The organism is Promicromonospora sp. NPDC052451 (genome assembly GCF_044547525.1).
Lineage (GTDB): Bacteria > Actinomycetota > Actinomycetes > Actinomycetales > Cellulomonadaceae > Promicromonospora.
Map to the genome: position 1 here is coordinate 1 of NZ_JBIUAP010000013.1, position 14795 is coordinate 14795.

15 protein-coding genes are annotated in these 14795 nt (G+C 73.0%); 11 read left to right on the forward strand and 4 right to left on the reverse strand.

Going from position 1 to position 14795, the window contains the following annotated elements; translation table 11 throughout:
* Nucleotides 1-243: 243 nt before the first annotated feature.
* The 3 genes from ACIG47_RS20515 to ACIG47_RS20525 are packed head-to-tail and all read left to right on the forward strand — an operon-like array spanning nucleotide 244 to nucleotide 2380.
* The gene (locus ACIG47_RS20515; protein WP_397433051.1) at nucleotides 244-903 is read left to right on the forward strand and encodes a TetR/AcrR family transcriptional regulator; all 660 of its coding nucleotides are present in this window, start codon (nucleotides 244-246) and stop codon (nucleotides 901-903) included.
* Between the two features lie 8 nt (nucleotides 904-911).
* The gene (locus ACIG47_RS20520) at nucleotides 912-1658 is read left to right on the forward strand and encodes an ABC transporter ATP-binding protein (protein ID WP_397432944.1); all 747 of its coding nucleotides are present in this window, start codon (nucleotides 912-914) and stop codon (nucleotides 1656-1658) included.
* Nucleotides 1655-2380, forward strand: a complete 726-nt coding sequence (locus ACIG47_RS20525; RefSeq protein ID WP_397432945.1) for an ABC transporter permease — start codon at nucleotides 1655-1657, stop codon at nucleotides 2378-2380. The genes ACIG47_RS20520 and ACIG47_RS20525 overlap by 4 nt, the downstream gene beginning before the upstream one ends.
* A 6-nt stretch (nucleotides 2381-2386) precedes the next feature.
* Here ACIG47_RS20525 and ACIG47_RS20530 read toward each other — a convergent pair whose 3' ends face one another.
* Nucleotides 2387-3691, reverse strand: coding sequence for a phytase (locus tag ACIG47_RS20530; RefSeq protein WP_397432946.1), 1305 nt, complete (start codon nucleotides 3689-3691; stop codon nucleotides 2387-2389).
* A 123-nt stretch (nucleotides 3692-3814) separates the two neighbouring features.
* Complete coding sequence (locus ACIG47_RS20535; protein ID WP_397432947.1) at nucleotides 3815-4990, reverse strand: acetoin utilization protein AcuC; 1176 nt, start codon at nucleotides 4988-4990, stop codon at nucleotides 3815-3817.
* Nucleotides 4991-5156: 166 nt separating this feature from the next.
* Between ACIG47_RS20535 and ACIG47_RS20540 the strand changes: the two genes are divergently transcribed.
* The 5 genes from ACIG47_RS20540 (at nucleotide 5157) to ACIG47_RS20560 (ending at nucleotide 11315) form a co-directional block, all read left to right on the forward strand.
* Nucleotides 5157-6554 carry a TrkH family potassium uptake protein gene (locus ACIG47_RS20540; RefSeq protein ID WP_397412999.1) on the forward strand — a complete coding sequence of 466 codons (1398 nt, stop codon included), beginning with the start codon at nucleotides 5157-5159 and terminating at the stop codon, nucleotides 6552-6554.
* A 68-nt stretch (nucleotides 6555-6622) separates the two neighbouring features.
* The gene (locus ACIG47_RS20545; protein WP_397413000.1) at nucleotides 6623-7291 is read left to right on the forward strand and encodes a potassium channel family protein; all 669 of its coding nucleotides are present in this window, start codon (nucleotides 6623-6625) and stop codon (nucleotides 7289-7291) included.
* 96 nt (nucleotides 7292-7387) lie between these two features.
* On the forward strand, nucleotides 7388-9637 hold the full coding sequence (locus ACIG47_RS20550; RefSeq protein ID WP_397432948.1) for an adenylate/guanylate cyclase domain-containing protein: 2250 nt from the start codon (nucleotides 7388-7390) through the stop codon (nucleotides 9635-9637).
* A complete protein-coding gene (locus ACIG47_RS20555) occupies nucleotides 9630-11087 on the forward strand; it encodes a mechanosensitive ion channel domain-containing protein (protein WP_397432949.1) in 1458 nt (485 codons plus the stop codon). The genes ACIG47_RS20550 and ACIG47_RS20555 overlap by 8 nt, the downstream gene beginning before the upstream one ends.
* Before the next feature lie 129 nt (nucleotides 11088-11216).
* Nucleotides 11217-11315, forward strand: a complete 99-nt coding sequence (locus ACIG47_RS20560) for a 30S ribosomal protein bS22 (RefSeq protein WP_003792170.1) — start codon at nucleotides 11217-11219, stop codon at nucleotides 11313-11315.
* Nucleotides 11316-11478: 163 nt separating this feature from the next.
* On the opposite strand, the gene ACIG47_RS20565 is transcribed toward ACIG47_RS20560, so the two are convergent.
* Nucleotides 11479-12273 (reverse strand): HAD family hydrolase, encoded by a 795-nt coding sequence (locus ACIG47_RS20565; RefSeq protein ID WP_397413001.1) that lies wholly within the window; start codon nucleotides 12271-12273, stop codon nucleotides 11479-11481.
* A gap of 78 nt (nucleotides 12274-12351) precedes the next feature.
* Here ACIG47_RS20565 and ACIG47_RS20570 point away from each other — a divergent pair, with 78 nt between their 5' ends.
* The 3 genes from ACIG47_RS20570 to ACIG47_RS20580 are packed head-to-tail and all read left to right on the forward strand — an operon-like array spanning nucleotide 12352 to nucleotide 13994.
* Complete coding sequence (locus tag ACIG47_RS20570; protein ID WP_397432951.1) at nucleotides 12352-13023, forward strand: Pr6Pr family membrane protein; 672 nt, start codon at nucleotides 12352-12354, stop codon at nucleotides 13021-13023.
* Between the two features lie 14 nt (nucleotides 13024-13037).
* The gene (locus tag ACIG47_RS20575) at nucleotides 13038-13286 is read left to right on the forward strand and encodes a glutaredoxin family protein (RefSeq protein WP_397413003.1); all 249 of its coding nucleotides are present in this window, start codon (nucleotides 13038-13040) and stop codon (nucleotides 13284-13286) included.
* Between the two features lie 60 nt (nucleotides 13287-13346).
* Nucleotides 13347-13994: a redox-sensing transcriptional repressor Rex gene (locus tag ACIG47_RS20580; protein ID WP_397413004.1), complete on the forward strand. Its 648-nt coding sequence runs from the start codon at nucleotides 13347-13349 to the stop codon at nucleotides 13992-13994.
* A gap of 205 nt (nucleotides 13995-14199) precedes the next feature.
* Here ACIG47_RS20580 and ACIG47_RS20585 read toward each other — a convergent pair whose 3' ends face one another.
* A complete protein-coding gene (locus ACIG47_RS20585; RefSeq protein ID WP_397432952.1) occupies nucleotides 14200-14751 on the reverse strand; it encodes a YceI family protein in 552 nt (183 codons plus the stop codon).
* Between the last annotated feature and the right edge of the window lie 44 nt (nucleotides 14752-14795).

Consider the following 14795-nt stretch of genomic DNA (forward strand, 5'->3'; position numbering starts at 1 on the left):
GACGCGAGCGTCTCGATGGACGTCGGGTCGGTGCGGATGACGGAACGGCACCTGCACAGCGACCCGCCGTCGCCGGCCGAGGTCGAGGCGGCGCGGGGGGGCGGGCGCGCCCCCCCCCCCCCCCCCCCCCCGGGGGGGGGGGGCGGGGGGCCCCCCCCCCCGGGGGGGGGCCCCCCCCCGCCACCGTTCCGTCTCGCCGCGTTCGTCCCCGGCGGGTGTGCGGAGGTGGGTGAGAATGGGCAGATGGTCCCCTCCGCTCCCGGGTCCCGGCGTGGCCGCCGTCCCGCCGGTCAGGACGCCCGGTCCGACATCCTGGCCGCCGCCCGCGACGAGTTCGTCGAGCGCGGCTACGAGGCCTCGTCGCTGCGCTCGGTGGCCCGGCGGGCCGGCGTCGACCCGGGCACGGTGCGGCACTGGTTCCCGGACAAGGCCCGCCTGCTGACCGCGACGCTCGGCGTGGCGGGCATCGAGCCCGCGACCGTGGTCGAGCGCGTCTCCGACGGTCCGGTCGAGTCCCTGGGGGAGCGTCTCATGGAGGCGGTCGTCGGGCTGTGGGACTTCGACGAGGGCGACACCGTGCGCGTCGTGATGCCGGCGGTCATCTCGGACGCCGAGCTGCGCGGTCTGCTGCCCCAGTTCATCGGCGCCGCGATCCTGCGGCCGGTGATGCACACCCTCGGTACACCCGACGCCCCGCTGCGCACCGCGCTGGTCGCCTCCCAGATGGCCGGCGTGCTCCTGACGAGGTACCTCATCCGGCTGGAACCCCTGGCCTCGCTGCGGCCCGCCGAGGTGGCCCGCCTCGTCGGCCCCACCCTCCAGCGCTACCTCACCGGCCCGCTCCCGATCGTCGAGGTCCCGGACGCCGGGCCTCTTGCGCCGCGCGACGAGGCGGGCGCATAATTCCTCACATGAGGAAAAGTGCGGTCGTCATCCGGGACCTCCGGGTGGTGCGCGGCGGCAGGCCGATCATCGACGGGCTCGACCTGGCCGTGCCCGCCGGCTCCGTCGTCGGGCTGCTCGGGCCGTCCGGTTCGGGCAAGACGACGCTCATGCGCACCGTCGTCGGTGTGCAGGACAAGGTGACCGGGTCCGTGGAGGTGCTCGGCGCCGCGGCCGGCACCCCGGCACTGCGCCGCCGGGTCGGGTACATGACGCAGGACGCCAGCGTCTACACCGACCTCACCGTGGTCCAGAACCTCAGGTACTTCGCGGCACTGGCCGGCGTGCCGTCGTCCGCGAGGGCGGTGGCGGCGGCCGTGGCCACCGTCGACCTGGGCGGGCACGAGAAGCAGCGCGTCGGTACCCTCTCCGGTGGCGAGCGCTCCCGCGTGTCGCTGGCGGCGGCGCTGGTCGGCGACCCCGAGCTGCTCGTCCTGGACGAGCCGACCGTGGGCCTGGACCCCGTGCTGCGGCGCGACCTGTGGACGGTCTTCCGGCGGCTCGCCGCCGAGGGGCGCACGCTCCTGGTCTCCAGCCACGTCATGGACGAGGCCACCCAGTGCGACCGCCTGCTCCTCATGCGGTCGGGCGCACTCGTCGCGGACACCACGCCGGAGGAGCTGCTGACCAGCACCGGGGCGCCCGACGCCGAACGCGCCTTCCTCACCCTGATCGACCGGGCCGCCGCCACCACCCCCGAGGAGGACGTCCGATGAGCCTGACCCTCGCCACCGCCGGCCGCGTGCTCGCGCAGCTCCGCGGCGACCACCGCACCGTGGCCCTCATCATGCTGCTGCCGTGCCTGCTCATCGGCCTCATCGCCTGGATGTTCCACGACCAGCCGGAGGTGCTGGACCGGTTCGGCCCCATGCTCGTGGGCCTGTTCCCGCTCATCGTGATGTTCCTGGTCACCAGCGTCGCCACGCTGCGCGAACGGCAGTCCGGCACGCTGGAGCGGCTCATGACCACGCCGATCCGCCGGGGCGACTTCGTGGCCGGCTACGGTCTCGCGTTCGCGACGCTCGCGCTCGTCCAGGCCTTCGTGGTGGTCGGCTTCGCGCTGCTCGTGGGGATGGACGTCGCCGGGCCGCTCTGGCTCGTCGTGGTGGTCGCCCTGCTCGACGCGATCCTCGGCTGCACGCTGGGCCTGGCCGCCTCCGCGCTCGCCCGGAGCGAGTTCCAGGCGGTCCAGATGATGCCCGCCATCCTGTTCCCGCAGCTCATCACCTGCGGGCTGCTCATGCCGCGGGACCAGATGCCCGAGGTGCTGGAGTGGCTGTCCCGCGTCTTCCCGCTCACCTACGCCATCGAGGCGATGACGTCGCTCGCGGCCGGCGAGGAGTGGTCGGGCGTGCGGGGCGCCGTCGGCGTGATCGCCCTGTTCATCATGGGCGCGGTCATCCTGGGCATCCTCACCCTCCGCCGCCGCACGGCCTGACCCGGGTCAGGGCAGGCGGAGGGCGTCGGCGACGTCGCCCCAGTGGACGTACGAGAAGCCCGTCGCGTCACGGTCCGGCTCCGTGTCGGGGCCCGTCTCGGGCTCGTCGTGCGTGACCAGCAGGCCCGACCGGTACCCGCCGACCGGGGCGTTGGACACGGCCAGCCCGTCCGAGCCGTTGACGTCGTCCACGCCGTCGCCTGCCACGCGGAAGGCGCCGAGCGGGCGGTTGCGGCCGGTCAGGGCGTAGACGGGGTAGGTGTCGTCACCCTGGCTGGACACGATCACGTAGCCCGTGCGGCCGGGGCCGTACCAGATGTCGACGCCCTCGGCGTCGGCGGTCAGGTGCTTCCCGCCGTACGACGGCGCGGCCGGGTCCAGGGGAGCGCACTCCTCGGTCGCGGGGTCGTAGACGTCGTGCACGCCGAAGTCCCGGACCCTGTCGACCAGGCGCGGCTCGCCGGAGCCCAGGGGGAGCGGCACGCGCCACAGGCCCACGTCCTCCTGCGCGGCGTAGAGCGTGCCGGTACGGCGGTCGACGGCGACGCCCTCGAGCTGCGGCCCGGTGCCCGGTTCCTCGCAGGGCACCCAGGTGGTGCCGTCAGGCAGCCGGAACTCGCCCGGCATCGCCAGGTGCTCGACGTCGGTGTAGCCCACGCCGTCGGCCCCGGTGGTGAGGCGGGCCGTCGCGATGGTGGTGGTGCCCTCCTGGGTCACCACCGCGTAGGTCGCGCCCCGGCGCTGGTAGACGGCCAGGCCGTAGGCGGTGTGCTCCTCGTCGACGGTCTCCCGGTCCGGGCTGAACAGGAAGTCCAGCCCGGGGGCGGTCACCTCGGTGAGCGGTGCCGCGGCGGCGGCACCGGCCGGGTCGATCGCGAAGAACCGGATCTGGTCGTTGTACCGGTCCGAGACGACGGCGACGTCGGTCGGCTCGCCGTCCACGTCCAGGCCGTAGGCGATGTCCACGTTGTTGTACCGGCCCGGCACACCGTCCGCGCGCGGGGCCGGCGTGGCCGCGACCGACTGCAGCTCGGTCGCGGCCACGTCGTAGACGCGCAGCCCGCCCTCCTTGGCCGTGGCCACGACGAGCGAGCGCGCCGAGTCCTCGGGGTGCACCCAGATCGCGGGGTCGTCGCCGGAGGCGTTGCCGCCGGCCTCGTCGTCGTACAGCGGGGGCGTCTCCACGGAGGTGGTGACGACGGCGGTCCGGTCCGTCCCGCGGTCGCCCGTGGCCGACGCCGGCGCCGCGGCCGGCGTGAGCAGGGGCAGGAGCAGCAGGGCGGCCGGCAGGGCGGCGAGGCGACGTCGCATGGACCGAAGCGTCCCGGACGGCGGTGAACGGAGTGTGTACGGCGGCCTGTGATCGGCAGTACGTCAGGTGATCGGCACCCCGGGGTACCGATCACCTGACGTGCTGCCGACCGGCGTGCGGCGTCAGTCCAGCAGCGGGTCCAGGCCCCACAGCGGGAACACCGCGCGCCGGGTGGCCTGGACGGCACGGTCCACCGGGTCGGCGGGGTCGTAGCCGTCGCGCCACCTCCGGAACGCGACCTCGCCCGTGCCGAGCGTGCGTGCCGCCTCCAGGTCCAGGGACTCGACGACCGCGCGCCACGTGGCGGGCAGCTCCGCCCCGCGCACCAGGGGCGCGTGGGCTGCCTCGGCGACGAGCGCCGCCCAGGCGAGCGGGACGACGTCGGACACCGCGTACCCGCCACCGCCGAGGGCGAGCCAGCGGCCGTCGGCGTGCTCGTGCGCGAGCGCGTGCGCCCACTGCTGCGCGGTGGTCTGCGCGTCCACCGAGACGTCGAGGTTCGAGAGCGGGTCGCGACCGTGGGCGTCGCAGCCGTGCTGGGAGACGATCGCCTGCGGGCGGTGCTCACGGACCAGGGCGGGTACCACGGCGTCGACGGCCCGGAGCCAGGCGGCGCCCGAGGTGCGCGCCGGGACCGGCAGGTTGACGGCCGTCCCCTCGGCGGGCCCGGGCGGGCCCACGTCGGCCGACGCCCCCGTGCCGGGGAACAGCGTGCGGCCGTCCTCGTGGATCGAGACGGTCAGCACGCGTGGGTCGTCCCAGAAGATCGCCTCGACGCCGTCGCCGTGGTGCGCGTCGAAGTCCAGGTAGGCGACCCGCTCCGCACCGCGGTCCAGCAGGCACCGGATGGCCGCGGCGGCGTCGTTGTAGACGCAGAAGCCCGACGCCGCGCCCGGCATCGCATGGTGCATGCCACCCGCGACGTTCACGCCGTGCGAGATCTCGCCGGACCAGACGGCGTCCGCGAGGGCGACGGACCCGCTGAGCTGACGCGCCGCGGCCTCGTGCATCCCGAGGAACAGCGGGTCGTCGTCGGTGCCCAGGCCGCGTGCGAGGTCGGGCTCCAGCGTGGTTCCCGCGCGCCGGACGGCGGCCACGTAGTCGGCGTCGTGCACCGTCTCGATGAGGGCGTCGCTCGCGGGCTCGGCGTCCGCCACCTCCAGCGCGGGCTCCTCCAGCAGACCGAGCGCCTCGATCAGCCGCATCGTCAGGTCGAGCCGGGCGGGAGACATGGGGTGCCCGGGGCCGAAGTCGTACTCGAGGAGTCGCGGACTCCAGACCAGCCGGGCGAGGTGCACCCGCCCACGGTAACGGACCGGGGCGGCGGGCAGCTGCGCGGCCTGGCATCTGGCCGTGAGGCGCCGCCCGGGCACCACGAGCCCTGGAGAGCGGCCAGGGAACCCGTGTCGTGGCAGAGTAGGGCGTCGATCGCCAGGATGTGTGCACGGAGGGGAGCAGGGGCGGATGCCGAGCTTGCGGCACAGGCTGTTCGGCCTCCGGGAGCTGGTCGACGAGCTCGCGTTCCGGGCCCCGGCCCGGCTGGCCGTCACCGTCTTCGCCTGTGTGATCGCCCTGTTCGTGGCGCTCCTGATGGTGCCCTTCGCGACCGCCGACGGCGAGGGGGCGCGGCTGGTCGATGCGCTGTTCACGGCCGTCTCGGCCGTGTGCGTCACGGGGCTCGTGGTGCAGGACACCGCGACCTACTGGTCCCTGTACGGGCAGATCGTGATCCTCGCCGGCATCAAGATCGGCGGGTTCGGCATCATGACCGTCGCCTCCCTGCTGGGCATGATCGTGTCGCGCAAGATCGGGCTGACGCAGAAGCTGCTCACGGCGTCCGAGACCAAGACGAGCCGCCTGGGGGACGTCGGTTCGCTGGTCCGGGTCATCATCATCACGGCGACCACGCTCGAGCTGTCGATCGCGGTACTCCTGTTCCCCCGGCTGGTGGTCATCGAGGACAACGTGGGCACCGCCGCCTGGCACGCGCTGTTCTACGGCGTCTCGTCGTTCAACAACGCGGGCTTCGTGCCCACCACCGAGGGCCTGATGCCGCACGTCGGCGACTGGACGCTCGTGCTGCCGATCGCCCTCGGAGTGTTCATCGGCGCGCTCGGCTTCCCGGTGATCCTGAACATCCAGCGGTCGCTGCCGCGGCCCGGCCAGCGCTGGCACGGCTGGACCAAGCGGCTCTCGCTGCACAGCAAGCTGACCATCGTCACCAGCGGCGTGCTGTTCGTGGTCGGCGCGCTGCTGCTGCTGGTCCTGGAGTGGTCCAACGACGAGACGTTCGGGCCGCTGAGCCTCGGGGACAAGCTGCTGGCAGCGGTCTTCGCGGGGATCATGCCGCGGTCGGGCGGCTTCAGCACGGTCGACGTCGGCGCGATGCACGAGTCGAGCTGGCTCATCCAGGACGCGCTGATGTTCGTGGGCGGCGGGTCGGCGTCCACGGCGGGCGGCATCAAGGTGACCACGCTCGCCGTCATGCTGCTCGCGATCGTCGCGGAGGCGCGCGGCGACCGCGACATCGAGGCGTTCGGCCGCCGCATCCCGCGCGACGTGCTGCGCCTGTCGATCGCCGTCGTGTTCACCGGCGCCAGCATCGTGCTGGTCTCGTGCGTCGCGCTGCTCCAGGTCACCGACCTGCCGTTGTCCCGGGTCCTGTTCGAGGTGCTCTCCGCGTTCGCGACCGTCGGGCTGAGCACGGGCATCACGCACGACCTGCCCGACGCCGGCAAGTACGTCCTGGCGCTGCTCATGTTCGTGGGGCGGACCGGCGCCGTGACCGTCGTGGCGGTGCTGGCGCTCCGCGACCGGCGGCGCATCGTACGCTTCCCCGAGGAGCGCCCGATCATCGGCTGAGGCCTCGGGGCGCGGTACCGGTCACTAGGGTGGCCTGGACGTCTGACAAGTGGCCAGAGAGGAAGACCGTGCCGGAGAAGAAGCCCGATCGGGATGCGGGTGTGCTGGTGATCGGCCTGGGCCGGTTCGGGTCGGCGATCGGTGCCACCCTGGACCGCCTCGGGCAGGACGTGCTCGCCGTGGAGCAGGACCCGGTGCTGGTGGCCCAGTGGTCCGGCCGGCTGCCGCTGGTGGAGGCCGACGCGTCCAACCCGGAGGCCTTGGAGCAGCTCGGCGCGCGGGACTTCGGCGTCGCGGTGGTCGGCGTGGGCTCGTCGCTGGAGGCGTCCGTGCTGATCACCGGCAACCTCGTCGACCTGGGCACACCACAGATCTGGGCCAAGGCGATCTCCGCGGAGCACGGCCGCATCCTGACCCGCATCGGCGCCCACCACGTGGTCTACCCGGAGGCCGACGCCGGCAAGCGCGTCGCCCACCTGGTCAGCGGCAAGCTGCTCGACTACATCGAGGTCGAGGACGGGTTCACCATCGTGAAGATGCGTCCGCCGAAGGAGGCGCAGGGCTTCACGCTCGCGCAGTCGAACATCCGCAAGCGCTACGGCATCACGGTGATCGGCGTGAAGTCGCCGGGCGCGGAGTTCGTCTACGCGACGCCGGAGACGCGGATCTCCGCCAACGACCTGCTGGTCTGCTCGGGGCACGCCGACCTGCTGGAGCGGTTCGCGGCTCGACCCTGACCGGTCCACGGCAGTTTGCCTTGTTCAGGAGGAATGCGCGCGGCTGTTTCCTGATTCGGGCGGCGAACGGTAAAGGTCCGGCCTAGCCTCCCATGCATGAGCATCCAGGGGGCGGACGCCGAGGCACGCACGGACGAGCGGGGCGGAGCACCCCCGGCCGCGGGGCCCGCGGGCCCGGCAGGCGGGGGCGAGCCGGCCGCCGGGATCCTCGGCGGACCGGACGGCGGCTCCCCGGCGCGGAGCCGGCGTGGCGGCGTCACGATCCTGTCCAAGCTGCTCGCGATGCTGCTCGGCGTCAGCCTCCTGTCCGCCCTCGTGGCCGGATGGGTGGGCTACCGCAACGGGACCGACTCCCTGCGGACGGCGGCGTACGAGCGGCTGGTCGGCATCCGCGAGTCGCGGGCGCGGGAGATCACGCGGTACTTCGAGCAGCTCCGGTCCGCGGTGATCCTGGACAGCAAGGGTGTCGCGGTGCAGGCGCTGCCCGCTTTCACCGAGGGGTTCGAGGAGCTGGCAGACGGCACGCCGGCGCCCGGAGACACGGCGACCGTCCGCGACTACTACGAGCAGTCGTTCGTCCCGTCCCTCGAGCAGCGCTCGGGGAACGAGGTCGACCCCGAGGCGCTGCTGCCACGCACACCGCAGGAGACCTACCTCCAGGCCCGGTACACCGCGGCGTCCGACGACTGGGACGAGCGGCTCGCGATGGACGACGCGGGCGACGGCAGTGCCTGGTCGGCGGCGCACGTGGAGTACCACGACTACTTCCGGGAGTCGGTCAGCCAGCTGGGCGTCGACGACGCCCTCCTGATCGACCCGGACGGCAACGTGGTCTACAGCGCGTACAAGGGCGTGGACCTCGGCACCAACGTCCGGACCGGCCCCTACGCGGGCGGGGCCCTGGAACAGGTCTTCGACCAGGCGGTCCGGGCGACGTCCGCCGACGCGATGTTCCTCGCCGACCTGGACCGGTACACGCCCGACCTCGGCGCGCCCACCGGGTTCGCCGCATCGCCCGTGGGCGCGGACGGCGAGACCCTCGGCGTGCTGGTCTACCAGATCCCGCTCGACCAGATCGACGCCTTGATGACCGCGGGCGGTGACTGGGCGGGCACCGGGCTCGGCGAGACGGGCGAGACCTACCTGGTCGGGCCCGACCGGACCATGCGGTCGGTGGCGCGCGGCCTGCTGGAGGATCCCGAGGCGTTCCGGGAGGCCGTGATCGCCAACGGCACCCCGGAGGACGTCGCGGACCGCGAGGTCGCGGTCGGTGGCTCGGTGCTCCTGCAGCCCGTGGAGTCCGTGGCCGCCGACCGGGCGCTGCGCGGGGACACGGGCACCGGGGTCAACACGGACTACCGGGGCGTGAGCACGCTGGCCGCCTGGACGCCGCTCGACATCGACGGCGTGCAGTGGGCGCTCGTCGCGGAGGTCGACACCCGCGAGGCGTTCGCGCCGGTGGCCGACCTGACGCGGAACCTGGTGCTGAGCGTCGCACTGCTCGTCCTGCTCGTGTCGCTGGCCTCGCTCGTGCTCGCGCAGGTCTTCCTGCGTCCGGTGCGCCGGCTCCTCGCCGGGGTGCGCGAGGTCGCCGGGGGCAATCTCGACGCGCGGGTCGACGAGGGCGGGCGGGACGAGTTCGGGGAGCTGGCCGCCGCCTTCAACGACATGGGCCGGTCGCTGAGGAGCAAGGCGGAGCTGCTCGAGGAGCAGCAGGCCGAGAACGAGCGGATGCTGCTCTCCCTCATGCCCGAGGACGTGGCGCAGCGGTACCGCGAGGGCGACGAGGCGATCGCCGACGAGCACGCGGACGTCACCGTGGTCTACGCCGACCTCGTCGGGCTGGACGACTTCACCCGCAGCCTCGGCTCGGACGAGGACATCGGCTACGTGAACGCCCTCGTGCGGGCCTTCGACGAGGCCGCCGAACGGCTCGGCATGGAACGGGTACGGACGCTCCGCTCCGGATACCTCGCGAGCTGCGGTCTCGTCGTGCCGCGCGTGGACAGCACGCGGCGTGCCCTGGAGTTCGCCCGCGAGATGCGTGCGGCGGTGGACGCCTTCGACGCCCAGCACGAGGCGGGGCTGGCGCTGCGAGCCGGTATCCACACGGGCACGGTCACCAGCGGCCTCGTCGGCGAGCAGAGCATGGTCTACGACCTCTGGGGTGACGCCGTGAACCTCGCCTACAGCCTGCGGCGGGCGACCGGTGGGCCCGGCATCTTCGTCTCGGGCGACGTCTACGACCGGCTGCGCGACGCGTACACGTTCCGCGACGTCGGGCAGGTCGATGCCGAACAGGGCCGCGAGACCGTCTGGGAGCTCGTGGAGGCCGACCGTGACTGACCTCGTCGCCCAGTCCTGGTTCTGGTGGGCCGTCGGGGTCGTCGTCGGCCTGCCCGTGGTGCTGCTCGCGCTCACCGAGGTGCACGCGGCGCTCCTGCGGCGCGGGCACGCCGCGGCCCGGCCGGTCGCGTTCCTGCGCACCTACGTGGTACCGGCGGTGGCGCTGCTCCTGCTCCTGACGCAGGCGTCGGGGATCTCGGCCGAGGTCACCTGGGTGCGCGTCGTGGCCACGGTCGCGGGGTTCCTGGTGCTGCTCGTGGTGCTGTCGGCCTTCGACGTGGCGCTCTTCGGGTCGGCACGAGAGGGCACCTGGCGCGCACGGATGCCGTCGATCTTCGTCGACCTGGGCCGGGTGGTCCTGGTGGGCGTCGGCCTCGCCGTGCTGTTCTCGTGGGTGTGGGGCGCCGACGTCGGCGGGCTGTTCACGGCACTGGGCGTCACCTCGATCGTGCTCGGCCTCGCGCTGCAGAACGCCGCCGGCGCGATCATCTCGGGCCTGCTCCTGCTGTTCGAGCAGCCCTTCCGGATCGGGGACTGGCTCGACACCGGCTCGACCCGTGGCCGCGTCGTGGAGGTGAACTGGCGCGCGGTGCACATCGAGACACGCGACGGCATCCGGGTGGTGCCCAACGCGGCGCTCGCGGGGGCCGAGTTCACCAACCTCAGCGAACCGTCGGTGGAGCACACCGTCACCGTGCCGGTGACGTTCGCGACGTCGGACCCGCCGGACCAGGTCCGTGACCTGCTGCTGCGGACCGCGGCGGACGTGCCCGCCCTGGTCCCGGGCGAGCAGCCCGGCGTGCTCGTGACGGGTGCCGGCGGCTACGAGGTGCAGCTCCGCCTGCGGACGTTCACGGACGCGGAGGCCACCCGGACCCGGCTGCTCGGTCACCTCTGGTACGCCGCCCGCCGGGCAGGGCTGCACCTCGACGGCGACGCCGCCTGGGGCGTGTCGCTGCCCACAGGCGCGGAGGCGCTCCAGGGCCTGACCACCGACCTGCGCCTCGACGAGGAGCAGGTCACGGCCCTGGCGGACCGCGTCACCGTGGAGCGCTACGCGGAGGGCGAGGTCGTGCAGCGGCCCGGCGTGGTGCCCGCAGCCCTCCAGGTGGTGCTGGACGGCGCCGCCGCGCTCGCCCCGGTCACGGCGTCCGGCCGGGGGGCGGCCGTGGCCCGCCTGGAGCGCGGTGCGTACCTCAGCCCGACGGCGCTGACCCGGGAGACCGCGACCTTCGTCGGGACGGCCGTCACGGAGCTGACGGTGGTGAACCTGCCGGTCGACGTCATGCGCGAGCTGGTGCAGGAACGCCCCGACCTCGGCCGCGAGGTGGGTGCCGAGATCGACCGGCGCCGTGCGCTCGCCGCGCCCCTGCCCGCCGTCCGTCCCGCGTCTCGCGCCCCATCTCACACGGACTCGATTACGGGCCGCGCGGCAGAGCGGGTAACCTAGGCACGGACTACTTTTCGTGTTGGTCGGCCATCGTCACTCTGGCGTCACTGTCCCGGACCAACCGTGGACCATTTCGCCGAGCGGCCCGTCGTCGGGCCGCCGCCGACCGATCGAACATTGCGAGGACCTATGGGCTCCGTCATCAAGAAGCGCCGCAAGCGTATGGCCAAGAAGAAGCACCGCAAGCTGCTTCGCAAGACGCGCCACCAGCGCCGCAACAAGAAGTGACCCACGTGCCCCCGGGCGCGTGAAGACCAGGCCCGGCCCCTTGGGGCCGGGCCTTCGTCGTGCCCGAGGCGCCCGAGGCGCCTGAGGCGCCGGGACGGTGAGTGCGGGCCTGGTGGCGGAAAGCGGCCCGATACCGCAACTACCCCCGCGCTCGCGCCGGTCGTCAGTGACCGCGCAGCCGGCGCCGGGCCGCGCGGAGCACCAGGCCGAGCACCCACGCGGCACCCGCCCAGGAGGCCGTCCGCACGCCGCGGCCCGCCGCACGCTGGGAGCGGCCGCGGAACTCCCGGATGGGCCAGCCCACCTCCTGCGCGTGCCGGCGCAGCCGCAGGTCCGGGTTGATGGGGCACGGGTGTCCCACGACGCGCATCATCGGCAGGTCGTTCAGCGAGTCGCCGTAGGCGTAGCTCTCGTCGAGGTCGATGTCGTTCACCTCGGCGAGCTCGACGATGGCGTCGGCCTTGGCCTGCCCGTGCATGAGGTCGCCCTTGAGCCGGCCCGTGTAGAAGCCGTCCTTGTGCTCGGCGACCGTGCCCAGGGCCCCGGTCGCACCGAGCCGGCGGGCGATGAGCTGTGCGATCTCCACGGGCGTGGCGGTGATGAGCCACACCTGGTGGCCGGCCGCGATGTGCTCGTCGAGCAGCCGGCGCGTGCCGGGGTAGATCCGCAGCGACAGGACGGCGTCCCACACCTCCTCGCCCAGGGTGGCGATCTCCGCGACGCTGCGCCCCGCGATGAGCGAGAGGGCGCGGTCGCGCACCTGGTCGATCTCCTCCTTGTTCTCACCCCAGAGCAGGTAGCGGGCCTGGACCAGGGCGAACTTGAGGATGTCGCGGGTGCCGAAGAACTTGCGCTGGTACGCGGACTTGGCGATGTGGAAGGCGCTCGCCCCGCGGATGATCGTGTTGTCGACGTCGAAGAACGCCGCGGTGGCGGACGAGGGGTGCGTCGACGGCATGGAGGTCACTCTATCCGCGTGACACGTGCCGCAAGTCCTCGCCGGGCGGCCGCCCGGGAGCACTGGTAGAACCAGGGGGTGACCTACCGGAACGCCCTGTCCGAGCAGGCCCCCTTCGCCCGGGTCCTCCACCTGCTGGTGGCCCTGCTCGCGCTCGGCGGCTTCGCCATCGAGCTCGTCGTGGCGCTCACGGGCGGCCCCGGGACCGCGCCCACCCATGCCGAGCGCATCGTGCGGCTGTTCAGCTACTTCACGATCCAGTCCAACCTGCTGATCGGCGGTGTGTCGCTGGCGCTGGCGCTCGACCCGCGCCGGGACGGGCCGGTGTTCCGGGTGCTGCGGCTGGACGCGCTGCTGTGCATCGCAGTGACCGGGATCGTCTACAACACGGTGCTGCGCGGGCTCGTGGAGCTCACGGGCGCCGGGATGGTGTCGAACGTGATGCTGCACGTCCTGTCACCGGTGCTGGCCGTCGTGGCCTGGGTGCTGGTGGGGCCCCGCCCGCGGGTGACCGCGCGGACCGTCTGGTGGTCGGTGGTCTACCCGATCGCGTGGCTGGTCTACACGTTCGTCCGGGGTGCGGCGACGGGCTGGTACCCGTATCCCTTCCTGGACGTGACCGAGCTGGGCTACGCCGGGGCACTGATCAACTCCGCGGGCGTGGCCGTCGTCTTCCTCGCGCTCGCCTGGGGGGTGCGCTGGGCGGACGGGCGGCTCCCGGACACCGACCGCTCGCGGGTCCCCGCGTGACGTAACCTCGGGGCGTGACAGCTCCTGCCGAACCCCGTGTCGTCCTCTACACCCGCGACGCGTGCCATCTGTGCGAGGACGCGCGTGCCGTCGTCGTCCAGGTGTGCGAGGGTGCGGGGGTCCAGTGGCGCGAGGTCGACATCGACAGCGCGCCCGCACTGCGGGACAAGTACGGGGAGTACGTCCCCGTGGTCGAGGTGGACGGGGTCCAGCAAGGATTCTGGCGCGTGGACGGTGCGCGCCTGGCCCGCCTCCTGGCATGATCGTCCCGGCAGTGTGTGCGTACGCCCGCGACACAGTGGTTGCGGGGAGGGGAGCAGCACGTGGTCGAACTCAGTGACGGCACAGTTCCGGCGGCGACCGTGGGGCGCCTGCCCTACTACCTGCGCGCCCTGCGCGACCTCGCGGCCGAGGGGGTGGATCTCACGTCCTCGACGGAGCTCGCGGAGCGGTCGGGCGTGAGCTCCGCGCAGCTGCGCAAGGACCTGTCGTACCTGGGTTCGTTCGGCACGCGCGGCGTCGGGTACGACGTCGAGTCGCTCGCCTCGTACATCACCGTCGCCCTCGGGCTCGAGACGGAGCACCGGCTCGCGATCGTCGGCATCGGCAACCTGGGGCACGCCCTGGCGAACTACTCCGGGTACGCGACGCGCGGCTTCCAGGTGGTGGCCCTGCTCGACGCGTCGCCCGACGTCGTGGGCACCGACGTGGCCGGCGTGACGGTCGAGCACGTCCGCGACGTGGCCGGTGTCATCGAGCGGGAGCGGGTGTCGATGGTGGTCCTCGCCCTGCCGGGCCACGTGGCGCAGGACGTGGCCGACGCCGTCGTCGGCGCGGGTGTGCGTGAGATCCTGAGCTTCGCGCCCGTCGCGCTCCAGGTGCCGGACGACGTCGTGGTGCGCTCGGTCGACGTCGGCGGCGAGCTGCAGATCCTGGCCTTCCACGCGGCGGCGCGCGCAGCCGCGCTGTGACCGGCGCCGGCGTGCCGGCGTGAAGTGCGCTTCTACCCAGCGATTGCGCCCACCAGAGCAGCGATTCCGGGGCGCAATCGCTGGGTAGAAGCGCACCGGGCCGGGATGCCCGGCTCGCGACGCACGGACGCCCGCCCTGCCGGGCACCGGTGGGTGCCGAGGCGGGGCGGGCGTCCGGGACACGCGCCGTGCTGCGGGGAAGGGGTCAGCCCTTGGCGATGGCGCTGACGTCCAGCGTGATCTTGACCTTGTCGCCCACCAGGAAGCCGCCGGTCTCCAGCGTGGCGTTCCACGTGAGGCCGAAGTCCTTGCGGTTGACCTCGAGGTTGGCCTCGAAGCCGGCGCGCACGTTGCCGAACGGGTCCTTGGCGGTGCCGGTGAACTCGGTCTCCAGCTCGACGCCCTTGGTGATCCCGTTGATGGTGAGGTCACCGGAGATGACGTAGTCGTCGCCGTCGGCACGGATGCCCGTCGAGGTGAAGGTCCAGGTCGGCTTCTCGTCGGCGTGCCAGAAGTCCGCGCTCTTCAGGTGGCCGTCGCGACCGGCGTCGCCGGTGCTCACGGAGGCCGCGTCCAGCTCGGCGGCGACGCTCGACGACTCCAGGTCCTCGCCCACCGTGATGGTGCCCGAGGTGACCGCGATGCTGCCGCGCACCTTCGCGATCCCGGCGTGACGGACGGAGAAGGAAGCAGCGGTGTGGGAGGGGTCGATCTCGTACGTGCCGGCGGTGAGACCAGCGGGGAGCGGGGTGGCCATGAGGGGGAACTCCTTGGTGATGTGGCGGTTTGGGTGGATAGTTG

Excerpts from the sequence above, each read along its gene's own strand:
- ACIG47_RS20515 (WP_397433051.1), top strand. The coding sequence starts at position 244 with ATGGTCCCCTCCGCTCCCGGGTCCCGGCGTGGCCGCCGTCCCGCCGGT.
- ACIG47_RS20520 (WP_397432944.1), top strand. The coding sequence starts at position 912 with ATGAGGAAAAGTGCGGTCGTCATCCGGGACCTCCGGGTGGTGCGCGGC.
- ACIG47_RS20525 (WP_397432945.1), top strand. The coding sequence starts at position 1,655 with ATGAGCCTGACCCTCGCCACCGCCGGCCGCGTGCTCGCGCAGCTCCGC.
- ACIG47_RS20530 (WP_397432946.1), bottom strand. The coding sequence starts at position 3,691 with ATGCGACGTCGCCTCGCCGCCCTGCCGGCCGCCCTGCTGCTCCTGCCC.
- ACIG47_RS20540 (WP_397412999.1), top strand. The coding sequence starts at position 5,157 with ATGCCGAGCTTGCGGCACAGGCTGTTCGGCCTCCGGGAGCTGGTCGAC.
- ACIG47_RS20550 (WP_397432948.1), top strand. The coding sequence starts at position 7,388 with ATGAGCATCCAGGGGGCGGACGCCGAGGCACGCACGGACGAGCGGGGC.
- ACIG47_RS20560 (WP_003792170.1), top strand. The coding sequence starts at position 11,217 with ATGGGCTCCGTCATCAAGAAGCGCCGCAAGCGTATGGCCAAGAAGAAG.
- ACIG47_RS20565 (WP_397413001.1), bottom strand. The coding sequence starts at position 12,273 with ATGCCGTCGACGCACCCCTCGTCCGCCACCGCGGCGTTCTTCGACGTC.
- ACIG47_RS20585 (WP_397432952.1), bottom strand. The coding sequence starts at position 14,751 with ATGGCCACCCCGCTCCCCGCTGGTCTCACCGCCGGCACGTACGAGATC.